A 21,376-nucleotide genomic window follows, 5' to 3' on the forward strand; every position below is an offset into this window, starting at 1 on the left:
CAATTACAGGGTCAGGAAGCCGTCGTAGAGCCCATAGGCCGCCACCAGGGCGCCAATGACCACTGCGGCGAAAATCAGCTTCTCGACGGGGGTGAAAATCGGTTTGCCCAGTTCACGCTTGGCTTTGGCGAACAGGATCGCGCCAGGGGCATAGAGCAGGGCGGAGAGCAGCAGGTATTTGGTGCCGCCGGCGTAGAGCAGCCAGATCGCATAGATCAGGGCGATAGCGCCGATGAACAGGTCTTTCCTGCGCTCTTTGAGGGCGTTCTCGTAGGTCTCGCCGCGCACCGCCAGCAGCAGGGCGTAGGCCGCCGACCACAGGTAAGGCACCAGGATCATAGAGGTGGCGAGGTAGATCAGTGACAGGTAGGTGCTGGCGGAAAACAGCGTGATCACCAGGAATATCTGCACCATTGCGTTGGTCAGCCACAGTGCGTTGACGGGCACATGGTTGGCGTTTTCCTTGCGCAGGAACTCCGGCATGGTGTGGTCCTTGGCGGCGGCGAACATGATCTCCGCACACAGCAGCACCCAGGACAGCAGCGCGCCGAGCAGGGAGATGATCAAGCCCACGCTAATCAGCACCGCGCCCCAGTGGCCCACCACATGCTCCAGCACGGCGGCCATCGACGGGTTTTGCAGCTTGGCCAGTTCCGGCTGGGTCATGATCCCCAGGGACAGCACGTTCACCAGCATCAGGAACAGCAGCACAGTGATAAAGCCGATCACGGTGGCCTTGCCCACGTCACTGCGTTTCTCGGCACGGGACGAGAAGATGCTCGCGCCTTCGATGCCGATAAACACCCACACGGTGACCAGCATCATGTTGCGCACCTGGTTCATCACGCTGCCCAGGTCCGGGTTTTTCACGCCCCAGATGTCGGCGGTGAAGATGTCCAGCTTGAACGCGAACAGCGCGATGAGCACGAACAGCAGCAGCGGCACCACCTTGGCGACGGTGGTCACCAGGTTGATGAACGCCGCTTCCTTGATCCCGCGCAGCACCAGGAAATGCACGGCCCATAACAGCACTGACGCAGCGATCACCGCCGTCGGGGTATTGCCCTCGCCAAAGACCGGGAAGAAATAGCCCAAGGTGCTGAACAGCAACACGAAGTAGCCGACGTTGCCCAGCCAGGCGCTGATCCAGTAGCCCCAGGCGGATGAAAAGCCCATGTAGTCGCCGAAACCGGCCTTGGCGTAGGCGTAGACCCCGCCGTCGAGGTCAGGCTTGCGGTTGGCGAGGGTCTGGAACACGAAGGCGAGGGTCAACATGCCGATGGCGGTAATCACCCAGCCGATCAACACCGCACCGACATCGGCGCTGGCGGCCATGTTTTGTGGCAATGAAAAGATACCGCCGCCAATCATCGAGCCGACGACAAGTGCGACCAGGGCGCCTAGTCGAAGTTTTCCGGGAGTTTCAGACATTGCATGACTCCAATGCAGGAGAAGAGAGACCACAGAATAATTCCGTGCGCTAATCAAACAGCTGACTCAGATCACTTCATTGGTACATTCCATTGTGAATTAACGACTTAGGGTGAGGTTTTTGCGGGCGAACAAGTCCCGCAAAGGCGCTTGATAGAGCGCTCTTTGCTTTGTGGTTAATCATTTGGTCGAGGGCATGGGTGTTGACGCTAGTTCGTATTTGCGAATGTGCAAATTTTTTGTACGTTGTTTGACTATCGCTTCATAATTAACGTATTTAAATTCTAAATAAGCCTAAACTTCCTATCTTTACATATCTTTATGTTATGACAACGTCATTAATCTGAATTACTTATGTGCGCAGTTGTCGCCCAACCGTTTATTTCGAGGAAGCTGCATGACCCAACCCGCCCAGAAACTTCGGCTCAGTGCCCTGATTGCCCTGGTGGTGGGCTCGATGATTGGCGGCGGCATCTTTTCATTGCCGCAGAACATGGCTGCCCGTGCCGAAGTGGGGGCCATCTTGATCGGCTGGGCGATCACCGCCATCGGCATGCTGACCCTGGCCTTTGTGTTCCAGACGTTGGCGAACCGTAAGCCCGAACTGGACTCCGGGGTGTATGCCTACGCCAAGGCGGGTTTTGGCGATTACATGGGCTTTTCATCCGCCTGGGGTTACTGGATCAGTGCGTGGATGGGCAATGTCGGTTATTTCGTCTTGCTATTCAGCACCCTCGGCTACTTTTTTCCGGCGTTCGGCCAGGGCAATACGCCGCTTGCCATCGGCTGCGCGTCGCTGTTGCTGTGGGCCGTACATTTTCTGGTGATGCGCGGGATCAAAGAGGCAGCGTTCATCAATCAGGTGACGACGGTGGCGAAGATCGTACCGCTGTTGATGTTTATCGTGATCGCTGCGGTTGCATTCAAGGCGGATATCTTCACCCGCGATATCTGGGGCCTGGGCAACCCGCAGATGGGCAGCGTGGTCGAGCAGGTGCGCCACATGATGCTGGTCACGGTGTTTGTCTTTATCGGCATCGAAGGCGCCAGTGTGTACTCGGCGCGAGCACAGAAACGCTCGGACGTGGGGCGCGCCACGGTGATTGGTTTTGTGGGCGTGCTGGCCTTGCTGGTGCTGGTGAACGTGCTGTCCCTGGGCATCATGAGCCAGCCGGAGTTGGCGCAATTGCAGAACCCGTCCCTGGCCGGTGTGTTGGAGCATATCGTCGGGCCTTGGGGCGCGGTGTTGATCAGCCTCGGCCTGGCGGTTTCGCTGCTCGGGGCGTTGCTCTCCTGGGCGCTGCTGTGCGCGGAAATCCTCTATGCCACCGCTCAGGACAAGACCATGCCGGCGTTCCTGAAGAAGGAAAACGCCAATCAGGTGCCGGTCAATGCCTTATGGCTGACCAACGTGATGATCCAGGCATTCCTGGTGATCACGCTGTTTTCCGCCAGCACCTACACCACCCTGATCTACCTGGCGTCCTCGATGATCCTGGTGCCTTACCTGTGGTCGGCGGCCTATGCGGTGCTGTTGAGCGCGCGCGGCGAAACCTATGCAGGCTGGCAGCGCCGGCGCATGAAAGATCTGCTGGTGGGGCTGGTTGCCCTCGGTTATGCGATCTGGCTGCTGTATGCGGGTGGCTTGAAGTACTTGCTGCTGTCGGCGTTGCTGTACGCACCGGGTGTGATCCTGTTTGCCCTGGCCAAGCGCGAGCAGGGCCAACCCTTGTTTACCACCGTGGAAAAAGGCATTTTCAGCGGCGTGATCGCGGGCGCCGGGTTAGCCGCGTATGGGCTGTATAGCGGGGTATTGTCACTGTGAGATTGGCGTATCAACCGCCCTACGACTGGGCGGCGATGCTGGGGTTCCTATCGGCGCGGGCGATTACTGGGTTGGAAACCGTGGTCGCCGGCGTGTATCGGCGCAGTATCAGTGTGGCGGGGCGACATGGCTGGGTCAGCGTCGAACCGGGCGCGGGGGATTGGCTGGAGGTGACGGTCGACTTTCCCGAGCCCGCCGCGATGCCTGAGATCGAGCGGCGCTTGCGCAGGATGTTTGATCTGGACGCGGTGCCTGAGGTGATCAACGCGCAATTGTCGCAAGACCCCCTGATGGCGCAACTGGTTGCGGCCCGCCCTGGCTTGCGGTTGCCTGGCACCTGGGATGGGTTGGAACTGGCGATTCGTGCGGTGCTGGGCCAGCAGATCACCGTGGTGGCGGCGATTCGCCTGGCGGGCAAGTTGGTGGCGCAGTATGGCCAGCCCCTGCAAATCCCGCACGCCGGTATTACCCACCTGTTTCCGACACCTGAAGTGTTGGCTGCGGCGGACCTGGCGACCCTGGGCATGCCCAAGGCGCGGGGCCGTACGTTGTCTGGTGTGGCCCAGGCGCTATTGGATGATCCACAGCTTTTCGAACCGAAGGCCAGCCTCCAGGACGGCGTTGCAAGGCTAGTGGCATTGCCGGGGATTGGAGAGTGGACCGCGCAATACATCGCCATGCGCCAGTTGCGCGAGGCGGATGCGTTTGCGTCGGGGGATATCGGGCTGATCAATGCTTTGGCGGCTTTGGAAGGTGGGCCGGTGTCGGCGCGGCAGTTATTGGCGCGGGCCGACGCGTGGCGGCCGTTGAGGGCGTATGCGGCGCAGCATTTGTGGACAACCCTGTAGGAGCGAGCTTGCTCGCGAAAAACCTGAGAACGCCGCTGTGTATCAGGTTTCCCGCGTTATCGTTGGCGACCTTCGCGAGCAAGCTCGCTCCTACAGGGTATTAGTCACCATTGCGGCCGGTGCGAGCCCAGTTCCACCGCCGGCAAATCCCACTGCAACGGCGTGCCACTGATGCTCAGCGGCGCCAGTAGCCGGTGGGCCTGGCCCCAGGCTGTCTGCTCCACCACCAGGCCTTGGTCATTGATATCTTCTTCGCGCAATGCCGCTTGCTGTGGCACTTGCCCGGCCTCCACCAGCAACTTCGCCGTACGCGCCAACGACAAGCGCGCCGAACCGCCGCGTCCGGAGTCCAGGCGCTCGGCCAACGCCCGGATCGCACTGGCGGCCATCAAATAGCCGGTGGCGTGATCCAGCGCCTGCACCGGCAGCGGCAGCGGTTTATCCGTCTGTTTCCAGGCCATGCCCGCCTCGGCAATTCCGCTGCTCATCTGCACCAGGCTGTCAAAGCCACGACGATTACGCCATGGGCCGCTCCAGCCGTAGGCGTTGAGGCTGACGTCGATCAGTCCGGGGGCGATGTGCTGTCGTTCGCCAAGGGTATAACCGAGTTGCTCCAGAGCATCGGCGCGGTAACCGTGGAACAGGATGTCGGCGTCCTTGAGCAACGCTTCGAACACTTGCCGGTCGTCGTGGCTCGTTAGATCCAGGCGGGCGCAGCGTTTACCCAGGGTCATTTCCGGGACGACGCCAGGTTCGTTCCAGGTGGGCGAGTCGATGCGCAGTACGCTGGCACCCAAGCCGGCGAGGAAACGACTGGCCACCGGGCCGGCCAGCACCCGGGTCAAATCCAGCACCTTGATGCCGGCCAGTGGGCGCGCTGCGGAACCGAGCCAGGGTTTGTCGGTGCCGGGTTCGAAGACCTGACGCTGGATCAACGCTTCGGCGTTTACCGCCAAGCCTTGGGGATGCTGCTGCCAGGCTTGCCAGCTACGCATCTGCGCCGCACAACCGCCCGCATCGACAACCGCCTGTTCCAGTTCGGCGGCTTTCCAGGTCGCGACTCTACTCGCCATGGCTGCGCGATCAGCGGCAGGCCCCAATACCCGCTCGGCCGCTGCGCGGTGATGGGGCGCGTTGGTGTGCAGACGGATCCAGCCATCCACGCTGGCGTAATCACCCGCTACCGGGTCCCACAAAGGCGGCACTTGCCACCCCACGGGACGAATCGACGAGGAGAACCACAACGAGGCCAGGCGCCGATCCACGCTGACGCTGGGCAGGCGCCCGGTTTGTTGCTCAATCAACTGGGCGACGGCCTGGCCCGCGGCGCCGATGCTGGCGGCCGCCAGGTCTGTCACGGCGAAGGTCGAGGGCAAGGCGCCGGCCTGGGTCTGGGGCAGTGGGGCGTGCGGTAAAGCGAGTGCGGCTTGGATGGGAGTCAGCAGGTCTGTCATCAAAGGCCCTCCGTAAGAGAAGGGCCACTATAGAAGATCATCCCACCGGTGTGGCAACCCCAGGGATCAAGGGCAGTTCGATGCTGGCGATAAAGCCGCCATCGGGATGGTTGGCCAGGATCAGGTTACCGCCATGGCGCTCGGCGGCGCGACGGGCGATGGCCAGGCCCAGGCCATGGCCTTGGGCGGTCTGGCCTGGCGCCCGGTAGAACGGCTCGCCCAATTGGCTCAGGTGCTCGGCTTCAACGCCGGGGCCGTGGTCGCGTACGCTGATCAGAATGCGCCCGCCTTGATGCTGGGCCTGCAATTCAATCGGTTCGCCCATCGGGTTGAAGCGCTGGGCATTGCGCAGCAGGTTGTCCACGGCGCGTTCGATCATGGTCGGCCAGCCTTTAAGCTGCAAGTCATTGGCAGTCGTCAGTTGCACCACTTGCTCGGGGGCACTGAGTTGGGCGTCCTTTTGCAGCGTTTTAAGCAACGGGGTGAGGTCGATGTCTTCGGCGCTGGCGTTGTCGGCGTCGACCCGCGCCAATACCAGGATCTCGCTGATCAAGGCCTCCAGTCGATCGCATTCGCGGGTCAGGCGCGGCCAGAGTTTTTCCCGTTCTTCGGGGCTGGCGCGTTCGGCCAGGGCCAGGGCGATACGCAAGCGCGCCAACGGCGAGCGCAGTTCGTGGGACACGTCGCGCAGCAACTGGCGCTGGCTGCCGATCAGGCTTTGCAGGCGTGCGCCCATGCGGTTGAAGTCGTTGGCCAGCACGCCGAACTCGTCGCGCCGATTGGCCAGTTGCGCCAGGCTGTTCTGTTGATAAGTGGTTTGCCCCAGATCATGCACCGCGCCGCGCAAACGGCTGAGTGGGCGGGTGATGGACAAGGTCACCAGCAGGCTGAACAGGGTCAGCACCACCAGGGTAATCGCCAATGCACTGAGCGGCCACAGCAGGCTGCTGCGGTGCCAGGCGTCCAGCTCCGGGTGAGGAATACGGTAGATCAATAGGTAGGTGTCGCCGGTTTTGGCGCTGGTGTACTCGGCGGTCAGGCGGCGCCAGGGCAGGTGGCCGTCCTGGCTGTCGTGCTGGCGGGCTTCGAACGCGGCGGCGCGGCGCGGGAAGGTGCCGCGCACCACCGGGTCGCCGCTTTCGTTAAGCACTTGCACGTCGATGTGGTACTGGCGCTTGCGCTGCTGCAGCAACTCCTGGGCGGCGTCTTCGCCCTGGGTTTCGTAGAGCTGCGTCCACTCTTGGGCCAGGTTGTTGAGGCCAGGGTGGCGGCTGAGAATCCAGGCGTCCTGGTTGAGCATGTGCCCAAGCAGGATCGACAAACCGGCAACCAGGGCGATGGCCAGCCAGAAACTCGCCAGGATACGCCAGAACAATGAACGCACAGGAAACCCTCAAACAGGAAAAGCCCAGCGGCGCGAACCACTGGGCTGGGGTGAAGCTAGGCCATTATTGCGCTTTTTGCGCTTGCTGGGCTTTCCAGGCCTGGAACTCTTTCCATTCGGCGCGGCGTTCGGCTTGTTTCTTGACGATTTCGTCGTACTTCTTCTGCTGGTCGGGCTTGAGCACGGCACGGATATCGGTCTGGGTTTTCTGCTTGCCTGCGGCGATTTCGTCCTGCATCGCCTTCTGGTCAGCGGCTGGCAGTTTGTCCAGGTACTTTTTGACCAGGTCTTTGCGGGCGTGCCATTGGTCACCCATCAGCTTGCGGATCTGCTCGCGCTGTTCCTTGCTCAAGTCCAGCTGGCTGAACGGGCCGCCTTTGCCACGCGGACCGTGCTCACCGTGGCCTGGGCCGCCCATCATGTGGCTTTCAGGACCACCCATCGGGCCTGGGCCTTCCGGCATTGCCATGGCAACGGTGGGCAGGGCAGTGGCGAACATCAAAGCGATAAGGGTCTTGCGCATGGTGATTCTCCTGTCTCTATTCCGGTGAGTCCGGATGTGAGTAGGTTACGCAGCGCAAGGTCAGCGGCGGTCAGGGGAGGGTAAAGCTTCGGTAAAGACGGGTTTGATAGGAACTGACAAAACCCGGTCTCTGTAGGAGCGAGCTTGCTCGCGAAGAACGTATAGGCACCGCGTTTAATCAGGATGCCTGCGTTATCGTTGGCGTTTTTCGCGAGCAAGCTCGCTCCTACAGGGGGCTGTATTGTGTTTAGAGGCTGTAGTAGTAACCACGACTACGCAGCGCCACGATCCGTGGCCGGCCATCGGGGTGTGGGCCGATCTTTTTACGCAGGTTGCTGACGTGCATATCCAGGCTGCGGTCATACAGGGTCAGCTTGCGGCCCAGGGCGATCTGCGCCAGTTCCTGTTTATCCAGGGGCTCGCCGGGTTGGCGCAGCAATGCTTCAAGCAGGCGGCTTTCGGAGACGGTGAGGGCGAACTCCTGTTCATCGATGCTGACCACGCCGCGCACCGGGCTGAAGCACAGGTCGCCCAGTTCCAGCTGGGTCGATACCGCGGCCGGGTGGCTACGGCGTAACACGGCGCGCAGGCGCGCCGTCAGCTCGCGTGGGTCGCAAGGCTTGGCCAGGTAGTCGTCGGCGCCCAGTTCCAGGCCGAGGATGCGGTCCAAGGGTTCGCCCCGGGCCGAGAGCATCAGTACCGGCAGCTCCGGGTGGTCGTTGCGCAATTGCTTGAGCAGCTCCAGGCCGCTGCCGTCGGGCAGCATCACGTCGAGCACGACGGCCGCAGGCGCGCTGTCGGCCAGGGCTTTTCGGGCGCTCAAGCCGTCATGGCAGGCGCGTACCTGGAAACCTTCCTGTCTCAACCAACTGGTCAGCAGCTCACAGAGCTCCTGGTCATCATCTATCAGTAACAGCTCGCTCATGACTCACTCAATTTAGCCATTGTCGGCGGCGAAGGCCCCACCGGTGATGCCTCGAGCCATTAGGAGTGCGCCGAAACGATTAGGTTCGACGCAGCCGGGTTCAAGGCAAGACTTGCTTGAACGGCTTGATCACCACATCGGCGTAGACGCCTGCTGCGACATAAGGGTCAGCCTTGGCCCAGGCCTGGGCGTCGGCCAGGGAGGCGAACTCGGCGACGATCAGGCTTCCGCTGAAACCCGCGTCGCCTGGGTCATTGCTGTCGACGGCCGGGTGCGGGCCGGCCAGTACCATGCGGCCTTCGGCTTGCAGCTGTTTGAGGCGCTCGACGTGGGCCGGGCGTACGCTCAGGCGTTTTTCCAGGGAGTTGGCAACGTCGGTGGCAATGATGGCGTAGAGCATGTCAGTCCTCGGTTTTCGGTGTGGTGTCATGCAGGTGGCGTGACAGGTAGATGCCCTGGCCGATCAAAAACAATACGGTCATGCCCAGGCTGCCAAACACTTTGAAGTCGACCCAGTAGTCCTGGAAGGTGAAGGCCACAAACAGGTTGGCGGCACCGCAGAACAGGAAGAACACGATCCAGGCCACGTTCAGGCGCACCCACACCGGCTCCGGCAAGGTCAGCGCATGGCCCATGATCCGCTTGATCAGCAGGCGGTCACCGATGAAGTGGCTGCCGATAAACACCAGGGCGAACAGCCAGTTGACCACCGGGGCTTTCCATTTAAGGAAGGTTTCGCTGTGGAAGGCCAGGGTCAGGCCGCCGAACACCAGGCAGGCGACGAGGGTGAGCCATTGGCTTTTTTCCAGCTTGCGCTGCGAGATGAAGATGGCGCCGTACACTACGATAGAGCTGATGATCAGTACGGCAGTGGCACTGTAGATGCCCCCGAACGACAGCTCGTGGCCGGCGATTTCGATGACCCTGGGGTCGAGTTTGGTAACGATGAAAAACAGCAACAGCGGGATGAAGTCGATGAATTGTTTCACAGTAAGAGCCAGAAGCTGGATGTGTCGGCATAATAACAAACATCCTTGGTTGCGATAGCGCCAGCTGACTTGAGGTTACACACCCCCGTGAATGTTGATTTGCACTGCCACAGCACGGCCTCCGACGGCGCCCTGGCGCCCGCTGTACTGGTTGCGCGTGCGTTCGAAAAAGGCGTGCGAGTTTTGGCATTGACCGACCATGACACCCTTGAAGGCCTCGACGAAGCCCGCCAGGCCGCGCACTCCTTGGGTATGCAGCTGGTTAACGGCGTGGAATTGTCCTGCACCTGGGGCGGCGCCACCATCCACGTGCTGGGCTACGGTTTTGATCAAAAGGCCCCGCCCTTGGTGGCGGCGATTGCCCAATTGCACGATGGCCGCTGGCTGCGGTCCGAAGAAATAAGCCGCAAGCTCAGCCTTAAAGGCATGCCAGGTGCCCTCGACGGTGCCCGTGCTATCCAGCAGGAACTGGGCGACAGCGGCAACGCACCGGCCCGTCCGCACTTTGCCGACTGGATGGTGCGTGAAGGCTATGTGAAGGATCGCGCCGAGGCCTTTCGCAAATGGCTGGGCGCCGGCAAGTTGGGCGATGTGAAGCTGCACTGGCCAACCCTGGAAGACACCGTCCAGACCCTGCGGGCCTCCGGGGCCTGGGTGAGCCTGGCGCATCCCTGGCATTACGATTTCACCCGCAGCAAGCGCCGCAAGCTGATCAGCGACTATATTGGAGCGGGTGGCCACGCCATCGAGGTTGTCAACGGGCATCAACCCGCCGAACAGGTCGGCAGCCTGGCGATCCTCGCCCGCGAATTTGGTCTGCTGGTCAGTGCCGGCAGTGATTTTCATGGCCCAGGCGGCTGGTCCGAGATTGGCGAATATCGCCAGGTCCCGGAAGATCTGCCGCTGTTGTGGGGGCGATTCAAGCATGACCCCATTATTGCCACCGTCTGAACAGGTAGAGCACGTGAGCCAATTCTTCCAGATTCATCCGGAAAACCCTCAGGCGCGCCTGATCAAACAGGCCGTGGAGATCATCCGTGCCGGCGGCGTGGTGATCTATCCGACTGATTCGTCCTACGCCATTGGCTGCCAGATCGGCGACAAGGGCGCGGTGGAGCGAGTAAGACGCCTGCGCCAGCTGGACGACAAGCACAACTTTGCGCTGATCTGCAGCGACTTGTCCCAGCTCGGGCTGTTCGCCAAGGTCGACACCGGCACCTTCCGCCTGCTCAAGGCCCACACGCCGGGGCCCTACACCTTCATCCTCAACGCCACCCGCGAAGTGCCGCGCCTGTTGCTGCACCCGAAGAAGCGCACCATTGGCCTGCGCGTGCCGGAACACCCGATTGCCCTGGCGCTGCTGGCCGAATTGGGCGAACCGCTGATGAGCGTGTCGTTGATCCTGCCCGGCGAAACCGAGCCGTTGTACGACCCTTACGAAATGCGCCGTTTGCTGGAAAAGCACGTCGACCTGATCATCGACGGCGGCTACGGTGGCAACAAGGCCTCCACGGTGATCAACCTGGCCGATGGCGAACCAGAAGTGGTGCGTGTGGGTTGTGGCGACCCGGCTCCGTTCATGGTCGAGGCCTGAATGTCAGCCGTGGAAGCCGCTGATCCCCAGGCTGGCGCCCAGCAGGAACTGCCGTTTGCCATGGTGTATGGCCAGGCGGTCATGGAAATGCCCCTGGACCTGTACATCCCGCCGGACGCCCTGGAGGTGTTCCTTGAAGCCTTCGAAGGCCCGCTGGACTTGCTGCTGTACCTGATCCGCAAGCAGAACATCAACATCCTTGACATTCCGGTGGCAGAAATTACCCGCCAATACATGGGCTATGTCGAGCTGATGCAGTCGGTGCGCCTGGAACTGGCCGCCGAGTACCTGGTCATGGCCGCCATGCTCGCCGAGATCAAGTCGCGCATGCTGTTGCCGCGCTCGGAGACGGTGGAAGCCGAAGAGGATGACCCGCGCGCCGAGCTGATCCGCCGCCTGCAGGAGTACGAACGCTTCAAGGCCGCCGCCGAAGGCATCGACGGCCTGAGCCGTGTGGGCCGTGATGTGGTGGTGCCCAAGCTCGACGCTCCCGAGGCGCGCGCGCGCAAGTTACTGCCGGACGTGAGTCTGGAAGAATTGCTGATGTCCATGGCCGAAGTACTGCGCCGCGGCGATATGTTCGAGAGCCACCAGGTCAGCCGTGAAGCGCTGTCCACCCGCGAGCGCATGAGCGATGTGCTGGAACGTCTCAAGGGAGGTGGGTTTGTGCCCTTTGTCGAGTTGTTTACTGCCGAAGAGGGCCGACTGGGCGTGGTGGTGACCTTTATGGCGATCCTTGAGCTGGTCAAGGAATCCTTGGTCGAGCTGGTGCAGAATGAGCCTTTTGCGGCTATCCACGTGCGGGCGCGAGCCGAATAACGAGCTGAATCGATGAATCTGACTGAACCCCGCGAACTGGCCCCTTTGCTGGAGGCCTTTCTCCTGGCCTCGGGTAAACCGCAATCTCTGGAGCGCCTGTTCGAACTCTTTGAAGAGGCCGAACGCCCGGAGCCGCCGGTCTTCAAGAAGGCCTTGGAGATCCTGCGCAAATCCTGCGAGGGCCGTGCCTTTGAATTGCGTGAAGTGGCGTCGGGTTATCGCCTGCAGATCCGTGAGAAGTTTTCACCGTGGGTCGGGCGTTTGTGGGAAGAGCGCCCGCAGCGCTACTCGAGGGCGATGCTGGAGACCATGGCGCTGATCGCCTATCGCCAGCCCATCACTCGGGGCGAGATCGAAGACGTGCGTGGTGTGGCGGTCAACAGCCATATCGTCAAGACCCTGCTGGAACGTGAGTGGATCCGCATTGTTGGCTACCGCGATGTGCCGGGCAAACCAGCCATGTTCGCCACCACCAAGGTGTTCCTCGATCATTTCAACCTGAAAAACCTCGACGACCTGCCACCCCTGGCCGAGCTCCGCGAAATGGAGGCCGAGCCGGTGCTCGACTTCGACGACGCGCCGGTGCCGCAAAGCCTGCAGGAACTGGCCGACGCCAGCGCCGAGCCGGAGGAGCCCAAGGACGAAACCAGTTTCCATACGTTGTTGCTGGAGCTGGACGACATGGAGCAGGGGATCAAGACAGACTTCGACGATTTGCTGCGTGATGGTGCGGCGGAGCCAGAAACCCAGGTGAACGTTGAATCCGAGCCTGAGGTCGAAGCCGAAGACGATGTGCTTGGCGTGGCCCAAGCCCGGGAAAAGCTCCTGGCCGCCGTCGCCGCCCTCGAACAGCCGCCCCTGAGTGACGAAGAAGACGAAGCCCGGGCGCTGGCCGAGGCCATCGAGAACGAGCGCCGCCAGCTCGAAGACTGACCGGCTCTGACTTTCACTGCGCAACCCATGTGTGAGCTGGCTTGCCTGCGATGCAGACGCCTCGGTCTCCCAGATGCAAGGAGGTGATGCCATCGCAGGCAAGCCAGCTCCCACAGAGGATCGACCATGAGTGCCATGAAAGACCCGTGCATCAGCATCTGCAAATTCAACGATGACATCTGCGTCGGCTGTGGCCGCAGCAAGCGTGAAATCCGTGCCTGGAAGAAACTCGATAAAGCCGACAAGCGCACGGTGCTGGCCGAAGCCGAGCTGCGATTGCTGGCCCTGGGGGCCACCGGTCGGCGGAAAAGCAAATGAGCTGGGCGTTATCGACTAGTCTGTGATGCGCAACACGCGCCATGCGCGTATGATTCGCGACCCCTTGCCGACCTATTCGGCCAAGGCCCCGCTTTCAATACCCTCAGGCCACGCCTGAATCGACCCACCGGGAGGTGCTTACGATGAATGACCAAGACCAGAAAGACCAGGAAATCGGCCCAGCAGGCGAAAAGCTGCAAAAAGTGCTGGCGCGTATCGGCGTGGGCTCGCGCCGCGACGTCGAAGCCTGGATCACCCAGAAGCGCATCAAGGTCAACGGCGTCGAGGCAACCCTCGGCCAGCGCGTCGACCTGCACGATGCAATCACCATTGATGGCAAGGTCATCAAGCGTGAAGAGGCCGCCGAATCGGTGCGCCGCGTGATCATGTACAACAAGCCCGACGGCGAGATCTGCACCCGTGACGACCCGGAAGGCCGTCCGACCGTGTTCGACAAGATGCCCAAGCCTAAAGAAGGCCGCTGGATCAACATCGGTCGCCTGGACATCAACACCACCGGCTTGCTGATGTTCACCACTGACGGTGAGTTGGCCAACCGCCTGATGCACCCGTCCTATGAGATGGACCGTGAATACGCCGTGCGTGTACGTGGTGAAGTCGATGACGAGATGATCGAACGCCTCAAGGCGGGCGTGGTGCTCGAAGACGGCCCGGCCAAGTTCACCGACATCAAGCAGGCGCCGGGTGGCGAAGGTTTCAACCACTGGTACCACTGCGTGGTGATGGAAGGCCGTAACCGTGAAGTGCGTCGCCTGTGGGAGTCCCAGGGCCTGGTGGTCAGCCGCCTCAAGCGCGTGCGTTTTGGTCCGGTGTTCCTGAACTCCGACCTGCCGATGGGCCGCTGGCGCGAAATGAGCCAGTACGAAGTCGATATCCTCAGCGCCGAAGTGGGCCTGACGCCGGTTGCCATGCCGCAGATGAACGCCAAGAGCAAAGACAAGCTTGAGCGTATGCAGCGTAAATCGTCGCGCCCAGTGCCACGTACCGAACGTGTTGCTCGCACCCTGCGCCCTGCGCTGGATGCACCGGCCACCGGCGGTCGTATCTCGCGTCAGCCGCACATTGAAGGCGAACGCCGCCCCACCGCGCCATCGCGTCAAGAAGGTGAGCGTGCGCCACGTACGCCGCGTCCTGCTCCGGCGGGTGGTCGCAGCAACCGTGGTGAAGCGGATCGCCCGGCCGACAACGCCAGCACCAAGCGTCCAGCCAAGCCAGCGGCGAACAAGCGCCCTGGCCCGAAACTGGTCGCGGACGAGCCTTCGGGCAAGCGCCGTGGCGCCCCGGCCGGTTCCGGCCAGCGTCCTGGTTTTGGCCGCAAGAAGCCGCAGTGATGCGCTAAGTGCTGCGCGAAAACGCCAACCCTAGGGTTGGCGTTTTTTTTGCGATCTACATTCGAAATGCAATCAACTGTGGCAGCTGGCTTGCCTGTGATAGCGGTGGGCAAGCCCTAATGCCAGTCAGTTAAGACAGAATCGCCACAAGTCACTGGTTGTCTGCTCTAGCTCTTAACTGAATGGCATTAGGGCAAGCCCGGCTCCCACAGGGATCTCTACACGTCTGACGGTCTTTTAAAAGGCAAAGGCGCCATCAAATACCGGCTTGTCATCCAGCGCCAACACCCCACTGGCAAAGATCAGGTCCAGGTGATGACTGCCTTTCTGCCCGCCACCCAAGCCCAGGTGCAGCCCGCAGTGACGCTCTTCAAACCCGGCATTGCGCGCATACAGGTCCTTGACCCCTTCATTGGTGCCAATCCCCAACTCCTCCACGCGACGGTTGGACGGGTTGGCATTCAGGTACTTGTTGAAGTCATCTGCCAGCCCCGGCACTTCGCTGGCCACGCTGCAAACGGTGGAGTTCTCGATCCATAACTCCAGCGGCGATTGCAGCACGCCGTATTTGCGTGCAAAGGGGATGGTACTGAGGAAGGTGCCGACAAACCGCACCTGGCCGTTGATGGCTTCGCTGTGGGTGGCGATTTCGCCGGGCGCCAGGTCGTGGTTGCCGACGCCGTTGATATTGGTCCACTTCTTGATGCTGCTCATCGGCGCTTCCAGGCGCGAACCGTGTTTGTCGGTAAAACTCAGCACGTTGGCCTGGGCCATGCGCCGGATCAGTGTGGCGTTGAGGTCGGCGATGCGTTGGGGCTCGACGCTGAAGGTGTCGTAAAAATAGTCGCCGTAATCCTTGAACAGCAGGGATTTCTTCCAGTGCTCGGCCATCACGCCTTGCAGGGCGCGGATAAAGTCAGGGCCTTCGGCGCGTGGGTTGGGCAGCGTGGAGGAATCGTAGAGAAACAGGTACAGATCACAGGTTTGAATGGCCTTTGCCAGGGTGTCGCTGGGCGCCAGGTCCAGGCGTTGCAGTTGGAAGTTGAAGCGGGCGGCGCTGCCGTGGGTGATCGCCTGGGCGATGGCGTCATAGCGCTCGGTATGGCCCAGCAACACGGTGGGGCGGTTCAGGCCGTTGAGGGCCGGGTGGTGAGCAAGGTAGTAGAGAAAGTGTTCGACGGCGCGGGCCTTGTCCATGACGGGTGTCCTTCGGTGCCTTGGGTAAGGGGGCAGGCGCCGTGCACAGCGCCTGCCGGATGCCTGCCGGTTATTAGAAAGGCCACATCGCGGTGCCAAAAGGCACAACGGCATCGGCTTGCATCATTTCAACGGCGGCCTCATGGGTCGGCGCTTCAAACCAATCGTCGAGTTGCAGTTCGGTTTCCAGGTCGTTTTCCAGTGCTTGCATGGTGTATCTCCTAGAGGACGTTGATTGAGAACGGCTCACCCACGGGCTTCGCGGGTAAGTGGAAAGAACCTAGAAGAGAGTGTTTCGAAATGCAAAAAATTTATTGACACGGTTTCATTTGGATTTTTTCTTCTGTTTTTTGGCGGATTTTTTTATTCAGGCAAAACAGTGAATTGGCTGAAGCGATTCTTCAGACGTGGCCTTCCGACAGAATTCCGTTGAGGGCTGCCAAAGTCTGGCTGTAACGCAGGATTTCCGCGGTGTAACGATAGATTTACGTAACTGCCCTGCCGTTGTTGGGGGGCGCGCCGATGTAAGCATTAGCTGACAGAATTGCCTGTGCACTTTCCCGGTGCGTGCCGAAGCTGTCGAGCGGTGTACAATGCGCCGCGTTTTACTGTGACCCCCCTTGCGTACCCACGCAAAAGGCCAAGACCTCAGGGTTTGATCCCCCTGATCACTCCGCCTGGCCACGAGCCGGACGGGTTCGATTTCGTCACAGATAAAAACAAACAGGTGACGCATGACCATTAGAAAGACGCTGTACTCCTGGTGCCTGCGCTGGGGTTTGAGCGGCGCTGCTTGAGTCGGTAATTCAAGGCAGCAACCTGCATTCAACTCTTCAAACCTTGCGTGAGACCCTTTTCATGAGTGGACCCCATTCCTCTTCAGGCGAGCTGAAACGCGGCCTGAAAAATCGGCATATCCAGTTGATCGCCCTCGGTGGCGCCATCGGCACCGGCCTGTTCCTGGGCTCGGCCGGGGTGCTCAAATCCGCCGGCCCGTCGATGATCCTGGGCTATGCCATTTGCGGCTTTATCGCCTTCATGATCATGCGCCAGCTTGGCGAAATGATCGTCGAGGAGCCCGTCGCCGGCTCCTTCAGCCATTTTGCCCACAAGTACTGGGGCGGTTTCGCCGGTTTTCTGTCGGGCTGGAACTGCTGGATTCTCTACATTCTGGTGGGTATGTCGGAGCTGACGGCCGTCGGCAAGTACGTGCATTACTGGTGGCCGGAGATTCCGACCTGGGTCTCTGCGGCGGCCTTCTTCGTGCTGATCAACGTGATCAACCTGGCCAACGTCAAAGTCTTCGGTGAGGCCGAGTTCTGGTTCGCCATCATCAAGGTGGTGGCGATCGTCGGCATGATTGCCCTGGGCAGCTACCTGCTGGTCAGCGGCAGCGGCGGTCCCCAAGCCTCGGTCAGCAACCTGTGGGAGCATGGTGGTTTCTTCCCCCATGGCGTCGGCGGCTTGGTGATGGCCATGGCGATCATCATGTTCTCCTTCGGCGGCCTGGAAATGCTCGGCTTTACCGCTGCCGAAGCCGACCAGCCACGTACCGTGATCCCTAAGGCGATCAATCAGGTGATCTACCGCATCCTGATTTTCTACATCGGTGCCCTGGTAGTACTGCTGTCGCTCACACCGTGGGACAGCCTGCTGGCGACCCTCAACGCCTCCGGCGATGCCTACAGCGGTAGCCCGTTCGTGCAGGTGTTCTCGATGCTGGGCAGTAACACCGCCGCGCATATCCTCAACTTCGTGGTGCTGACCGCCGCGCTGTCGGTGTACAACAGCGGTACCTACTGCAACAGCCGCATGCTCTTGGGCATGGCCGAGCAGGGCGACGCGCCCAGGGCCCTGGCGAAGATCGATAAGCGCGGCGTGCCGGTGCGTTCGATCCTGGCCTCGGCAGCGATCACCCTGGTGGCGGTGCTGATGAACTACCTGATGCCCCATGACGCGCTGGAACTGCTGATGTCGCTGGTGGTGGCCACGTTGGTGATCAACTGGGCGATGATCAGTTTCTCCCACGTCAAGTTCCGCCAGCACATGAACCGCACCGGCCAGGTGCCGCTGTTCAAGGCGTTGTGGTATCCGTATGGAAACTACATCTGCCTGGCGTTCGTGGTGTTTATCCTGGTGATCATGCTGATGATGCCGGGGATTCAGGTGTCGGTATATGCGATCCCGGTGTGGGTAGCGTTCATGGCAGTGTGTTACTGGATCAAGAACAAGCGCACGGCGCGGCCGGCTATTGGCGCAACGGGTCCGGTTCTGGAGTAGGACTTTTCCCCTTGCAGAAAACCCGGCGCCCTGCCGGGTTTTTTGTGGGTATGGCAGGTTAGAATCGCCCCCTCTTTTTTCCGCATGCTCGGAGGCCCCGATGCAATACACCGACGTCGCCGATAGCGCCTTGCAGCGCGATGAGCTGGAAGACTTGATAGACCGGCACAGCGGCCCTTTGCGCTTGATCGGAGTAGATTTAAGTGGCGTCGACCTGTCGCGCATGGCACTGGACAACTGGGTGTTCGAGCGCTGCACCCTGGTCCAGACCTCGTTTCTCGGTTCTCGACTGGAAGGGACTCAGTGGAAAAACTGCCGAGCCAGCCTCGCCATTTTCGAAGCGGCTAACCTGCTTGAGGCGCAATTCCACAGTTGCGATCTGAACAACACTCGTTGGCAGCGCAGCAAACTGTCCCAGGCGACTTTTACCCAGTGCAAGCTGACGGGCGCCAATTTCACCCATTGCGCGTCACTGTGGTTGAGCTTCAGCGAAACCCTGCTCAACAGTGCCTTTTTATCCGGGTTGTCGTTTGCTCGAAGTGTGCTCAAGAATCTGGATTTTTCCGACAGCGACTTGTCGGATACGGACTTTCGCAAGGCTGAACTGGTCGACTGCAGCCTCGCACATGCCCGCATCAACGGCGCTAATTTTGCGGGTGCCGACTTGCGCGGTGCAGATTTGAGCGGTTTTCGCCTCAATGATGCCAAACTGTTCAAAGGCGCCGTGATTTCCAAAGCCCAGGCGTCGATATTGTTGTCCGAGTTGGGCTTGTCCGTTGCCTAAGGTTTTGATTGATGCTGGAAATTTCCAACAATGTGCACCTGCCCGACGCCGAGATCGAGCTGACCGCCATTCGTGCCCAGGGTGCCGGTGGGCAGAACGTCAATAAGGTGTCGAGTGCGGTGCACCTGCGGTTTGATATTCCGGCCTCGTCGTTGCCGGAGTTTTACAAGGAGCGCCTGCTGGCGCTGCGTGACAGCCGGATCACCAGCGAAGGCGTGCTGGTGCTCAAGGCCCAGCAATATCGCACCCAGGAGCAGAACCGCGCCGATGCGCTGGAGCGCCTGGTGGAGTTGATCCAGAGCGCCACCAAGGTCGAGAAAAAGCGCCGTCCGACCAAGCCCACCCTGGGTTCGAAGAAACGCCGCCTTGAGTCCAAGACCAAGCGCGGCAGCATCAAGGCCGGGCGCGGCAAGGTCGACTTCTAGGCGTCGCGTGTTTCGCGGGCCTTGGGCGCCTGGCGGTACAGGTAGAAGCTCAGCAGCAAACCGGCGAAAGCTGCGAGGGCGGCGAACAGGAAGATTGAGGCAAAGCCAAAACCTGCCGCCACGGCGCCCGCCAGCGGCCCGGTGATGCCCAGGGACAAGTCGATAAACAGCGAATAGGCGCCCACCGCCGAACCTCGGCTGGAGGCTGGCACCAGGTTGACCGCCTCTACCCCCAGCGCCGGGAACACCAGGGAAAACCCGAAACCGCTCAACGCCGCACCCGCCAACGCCAGTTGGGCATCCGGCGCCAGCCACAGCAACAGCAGGCCCAGCACTTCCACTGACAGGCAGGCGATTGCGACGCGAAAACCGCCAATGCGGTTGATCAAATTGCCAAACAGCAAGCGTGCGCCGATAAAACTGGCACCGAACAGGCTCAAGGCCCACACCGCGTTATCCCAGTGCTGGGTGCTGTAATACAACGTGATAAAGGTGGCGATGGTGCCAAAGCCGATGGAGCCCAGCGCCAGCGCGCAACCATGGGGCAGCACGCGGCCCAGCACGTTCATGAACGGCAAACGGATGCCGGGCACAATCGGCGCCGCTTGTTTTTTCCAGGCCAACAGCACACCCAACACGGCCAACAGAATGATGCTGACGCCCATGCTCCACAGCCCAAAATGGCTGACCAGCAGCACCCCCAACGGCGCACCCACCGCCAGCGCGCCGTAGCTGGCGATGCCGTTCCAGGAAATAACCTTGGCCGTGTTCGCCGCGCCGACACGGCCAATGCCCCAGCCAATCGCGCCCGAACCCACCAGGCTTTCAGCGCTGCCCAGCACCAGCCGCCCGACCAGCAGGCAGCCGAGGCTCAGAGCCGGCAGGCTGGAAAACCACGCCGCAAACAACATGAACACGCCACTCAAACCGCAGCCCACCAAGCCGATCAGCACGGCGCGCTTGCTGCCCAGATTGTCGATGATTTTACCGGCATAGGGGCGGCTCAGCAGGGTTGCCAGGTATTGCACGCTGATCACCAGCCCGGCGATAACGGCGCCATAGCCCAGCTGGCTATGGACATAACCCGGCAATACGGCCAGGGGGATGCCGATATTCAAGTAGCCGATGAAGGTAAAAAGCACGATGGAAACGACTTGCAGCGTGACCGTCATGGGGCGCTGGGTATCTGGCATGGGAGAGATCCACTGTCGCAGCAGGTAAAGATAGGCTGCTAATGATACCGGTGCGCAAGCCGGGCAGGGCGGCAAAAATGTAAAACGTCAGATCTAAGGCAGATCAAGCTTGGGCGGGGGCCAGCAATTGGGTGGTCACCAGGGCCGCGAGGGCGTTTTCCTGGGTGCCGAAGCGCTTGAGCAGTGCTGCTTGCTTGTCGGCACTGAGGCGGTTCCAGACTTCGACCATCTGCAAGGCAGCGTCGAGTACAGCGGCGTCCGGCGTGTCGGAAGGGGAAGTGGTCATAGTGACGGTCTCGGATGATTCAGGCAGTGTGGAAAGCGCTCAAAGGCGCGCTTTCCACACGGTCTGGTACGGCGTCAGTCTCGGCTTTCGCGCTCGACTGGTTTTGCTTCTTTGGCCTCAGGCTGCTTGTCGCTGGCCTGCTGCGGTGTTGGCTGCTCAGTTGGGTGCAGGCTTGGGAAGGGGAGATTAGGTATCTCGTGCATCGTGGTCGCTCCTCGCAAGGTCTGTTTTTTCAATCGCAGGTGATTCCGCGCTCTCAAAAAGCCTTGGCAGGATACAGCACCGTAAATGACAAAAAGACTTTTATCTCGACGTATGCACAATTTTAATGGTTCAGACGCAAGTGACATGAGGTCACACCCCTAGAACGGCACCCTGCCCAGAATCATGTCGCGGTACATCACAAAATCCCCCAGCAAGCTGTAGAACGGGTGCTGAAAGGTGGCGGGGCGGTTCTTTTCGAAGAAGAAGTGGCCAATCCAGGCAAAGCTGTAGCCCGCCAGGGGCAACGCCAGCAGCAGAACCAATGAGCCTCTGCCGATGGCGTACGCGAGAATGCCTATTACCAGGGTGGTGCCGATAAAGTGCAGGCGTCGGCAGGTGCTGTTGCCATGCTCGGCCAAGTAGTACGGGTAGAACTCGGCAAAACTGTTGTATTTCTTGATGTTTTCCACGGTCACCGGCCCTCTGGTTGTTGTGCCGCCAACGGGTGTGCGGCGGGGAGCTTATTTGAGTCTAGAGTGATCAGTGGTAACAGCCAGTGACAATAGATGCCACTTTAGTATCCTTGGCTTCCTGGCTGCCGTTTGAGCCTGC

23 protein-coding genes and 1 pseudogene are annotated in these 21,376 nt (G+C 60.8%); 11 read left to right on the top strand and 13 right to left on the bottom strand.

All coding sequences use genetic code 11. The features are described 5' to 3' along the window. Nucleotides 1–3: 3 nt before the first annotated feature. A complete protein-coding gene (gene arcD, locus HU730_RS18420) occupies nucleotides 4–1,431 on the bottom strand; it encodes an arginine-ornithine antiporter (RefSeq protein ID WP_014719693.1) in 1,428 nt (475 codons plus the stop codon). A 397-nt stretch (nucleotides 1,432–1,828) separates the two neighbouring features. Here arcD (HU730_RS18420) and arcD (HU730_RS18425) point away from each other — a divergent pair, with 397 nt between their 5' ends. Both arcD (HU730_RS18425) and HU730_RS18430 read left to right on the top strand, forming a co-directional pair. Further along, a complete protein-coding gene (gene arcD / locus HU730_RS18425) occupies nucleotides 1,829–3,256 on the top strand; it encodes an arginine-ornithine antiporter (RefSeq protein ID WP_072448461.1) in 1,428 nt (475 codons plus the stop codon). Further along, on the top strand, nucleotides 3,253–4,104 hold the full coding sequence (locus HU730_RS18430) for a DNA-3-methyladenine glycosylase (protein WP_186527758.1): 852 nt from the start codon (nucleotides 3,253–3,255) through the stop codon (nucleotides 4,102–4,104). Before arcD (HU730_RS18425) ends, HU730_RS18430 begins: the two co-directional genes overlap by 4 nt. Here HU730_RS18430 and HU730_RS26780 read toward each other — a convergent pair. The 7 genes and pseudogenes from HU730_RS26780 to HU730_RS18460 all read right to left on the bottom strand — a co-directional run. Then, nucleotides 4,100–4,186: pseudogene (locus tag HU730_RS26780) on the bottom strand (outer membrane lipoprotein carrier protein LolA); the annotation flags it as partial. The gene HU730_RS18430 and the pseudogene HU730_RS26780 sit on opposite strands and share 5 nt — an antisense overlap. Nucleotides 4,187–4,208: 22 nt before the next feature. Continuing rightward, the gene (locus HU730_RS18435) at nucleotides 4,209–5,558 is read right to left on the bottom strand and encodes a CoA transferase (RefSeq protein WP_034128546.1); all 1,350 of its coding nucleotides are present in this window, start codon (nucleotides 5,556–5,558) and stop codon (nucleotides 4,209–4,211) included. A gap of 37 nt (nucleotides 5,559–5,595) precedes the next feature. Continuing rightward, on the bottom strand, nucleotides 5,596–6,942 hold the full coding sequence (locus HU730_RS18440) for a HAMP domain-containing sensor histidine kinase (protein WP_106118371.1): 1,347 nt from the start codon (nucleotides 6,940–6,942) through the stop codon (nucleotides 5,596–5,598). Between the two features lie 64 nt (nucleotides 6,943–7,006). Next, nucleotides 7,007–7,465 carry an LTXXQ domain protein gene (locus HU730_RS18445; protein ID WP_034128544.1) on the bottom strand — a complete coding sequence of 153 codons (459 nt, stop codon included), beginning with the start codon at nucleotides 7,463–7,465 and terminating at the stop codon, nucleotides 7,007–7,009. A 247-nt stretch (nucleotides 7,466–7,712) separates the two neighbouring features. Beyond that, a complete protein-coding gene (locus tag HU730_RS18450; protein WP_186527759.1) occupies nucleotides 7,713–8,390 on the bottom strand; it encodes a response regulator transcription factor in 678 nt (225 codons plus the stop codon). A gap of 100 nt (nucleotides 8,391–8,490) precedes the next feature. Continuing rightward, entirely contained in the window at nucleotides 8,491–8,790 is a 300-nt protein-coding gene (locus tag HU730_RS18455; protein WP_060763604.1) for a YciI family protein, read from the bottom strand. Nucleotide 8,791: 1 nt separating this feature from the next. Further along, nucleotides 8,792–9,379, bottom strand: a complete 588-nt coding sequence (locus tag HU730_RS18460) for a septation protein A (RefSeq protein WP_034128542.1) — start codon at nucleotides 9,377–9,379, stop codon at nucleotides 8,792–8,794. Between the two features lie 87 nt (nucleotides 9,380–9,466). On the opposite strand from HU730_RS18460, the gene HU730_RS18465 reads away from it, so the two are divergent. The 6 genes from HU730_RS18465 to rluB all read left to right on the top strand — a co-directional run bounded on the left by HU730_RS18465 (nucleotide 9,467) and on the right by rluB (nucleotide 14,395). Beyond that, entirely contained in the window at nucleotides 9,467–10,330 is an 864-nt protein-coding gene (locus tag HU730_RS18465) for a PHP domain-containing protein (protein WP_003193798.1), read from the top strand. Nucleotides 10,331–10,343: 13 nt separating this feature from the next. Next, nucleotides 10,344–10,973 (top strand): L-threonylcarbamoyladenylate synthase, encoded by a 630-nt coding sequence (locus HU730_RS18470; protein WP_003193796.1) that lies wholly within the window; start codon nucleotides 10,344–10,346, stop codon nucleotides 10,971–10,973. Between the two features lie 120 nt (nucleotides 10,974–11,093). Next, a complete protein-coding gene (locus HU730_RS18475; protein ID WP_164365898.1) occupies nucleotides 11,094–11,792 on the top strand; it encodes a ScpA family protein in 699 nt (232 codons plus the stop codon). A gap of 12 nt (nucleotides 11,793–11,804) precedes the next feature. Next, nucleotides 11,805–12,725 (top strand): SMC-Scp complex subunit ScpB, encoded by a 921-nt coding sequence (gene scpB, locus HU730_RS18480; protein ID WP_003193794.1) that lies wholly within the window; start codon nucleotides 11,805–11,807, stop codon nucleotides 12,723–12,725. 126 nt (nucleotides 12,726–12,851) lie between these two features. Next, nucleotides 12,852–13,043, top strand: coding sequence for a DUF1289 domain-containing protein (locus HU730_RS18485; protein ID WP_034128540.1), 192 nt, complete (start codon nucleotides 12,852–12,854; stop codon nucleotides 13,041–13,043). A gap of 143 nt (nucleotides 13,044–13,186) precedes the next feature. Further along, nucleotides 13,187–14,395, top strand: coding sequence for a 23S rRNA pseudouridine(2605) synthase RluB (rluB, locus tag HU730_RS18490; RefSeq protein ID WP_060763603.1), 1,209 nt, complete (start codon nucleotides 13,187–13,189; stop codon nucleotides 14,393–14,395). 237 nt (nucleotides 14,396–14,632) lie between these two features. Here the strand turns inward: rluB and HU730_RS18495 are convergent, their stop codons facing one another. Both HU730_RS18495 and HU730_RS18500 read right to left on the bottom strand, forming a co-directional pair. After that, on the bottom strand, nucleotides 14,633–15,592 hold the full coding sequence (locus HU730_RS18495; protein ID WP_054896691.1) for a hypothetical protein: 960 nt from the start codon (nucleotides 15,590–15,592) through the stop codon (nucleotides 14,633–14,635). Between the two features lie 73 nt (nucleotides 15,593–15,665). Next, complete coding sequence (locus HU730_RS18500; RefSeq protein WP_003175756.1) at nucleotides 15,666–15,803, bottom strand: hypothetical protein; 138 nt, start codon at nucleotides 15,801–15,803, stop codon at nucleotides 15,666–15,668. A 647-nt stretch (nucleotides 15,804–16,450) separates the two neighbouring features. On the opposite strand from HU730_RS18500, the gene HU730_RS18505 reads away from it, so the two are divergent. From HU730_RS18505 to arfB, 3 genes are all read left to right on the top strand, one after another. Continuing rightward, entirely contained in the window at nucleotides 16,451–17,872 is a 1,422-nt protein-coding gene (locus HU730_RS18505) for an amino acid permease (protein WP_034128538.1), read from the top strand. A 100-nt stretch (nucleotides 17,873–17,972) separates the two neighbouring features. After that, the gene (locus HU730_RS18510) at nucleotides 17,973–18,656 is read left to right on the top strand and encodes a pentapeptide repeat-containing protein (RefSeq protein WP_186527760.1); all 684 of its coding nucleotides are present in this window, start codon (nucleotides 17,973–17,975) and stop codon (nucleotides 18,654–18,656) included. A gap of 11 nt (nucleotides 18,657–18,667) precedes the next feature. Further along, complete coding sequence (gene arfB / locus HU730_RS18515) at nucleotides 18,668–19,081, top strand: alternative ribosome rescue aminoacyl-tRNA hydrolase ArfB (protein WP_034128536.1); 414 nt, start codon at nucleotides 18,668–18,670, stop codon at nucleotides 19,079–19,081. On the opposite strand, the gene HU730_RS18520 is transcribed toward arfB, so the two are convergent. From HU730_RS18520 to HU730_RS18530, 3 genes are all read right to left on the bottom strand, one after another. Further along, nucleotides 19,078–20,274, bottom strand: a complete 1,197-nt coding sequence (locus HU730_RS18520) for an MFS transporter (RefSeq protein ID WP_106118370.1) — start codon at nucleotides 20,272–20,274, stop codon at nucleotides 19,078–19,080. The two genes, arfB and HU730_RS18520, sit on opposite strands and share 4 nt — an antisense overlap. 103 nt (nucleotides 20,275–20,377) lie before the next feature. Beyond that, nucleotides 20,378–20,560: a hypothetical protein gene (locus HU730_RS18525; protein WP_054918213.1), complete on the bottom strand. Its 183-nt coding sequence runs from the start codon at nucleotides 20,558–20,560 to the stop codon at nucleotides 20,378–20,380. A gap of 362 nt (nucleotides 20,561–20,922) precedes the next feature. Next, nucleotides 20,923–21,234, bottom strand: a complete 312-nt coding sequence (locus HU730_RS18530) for a DUF962 domain-containing protein (protein ID WP_186527767.1) — start codon at nucleotides 21,232–21,234, stop codon at nucleotides 20,923–20,925. Between the last annotated feature and the right edge of the window lie 142 nt (nucleotides 21,235–21,376).

The sequence above is a fragment of the Pseudomonas sp. SWRI22 genome, assembly GCF_014268395.2.
GTDB classification, from domain to species: domain Bacteria; phylum Pseudomonadota; class Gammaproteobacteria; order Pseudomonadales; family Pseudomonadaceae; genus Aquipseudomonas; species Aquipseudomonas paracarnis.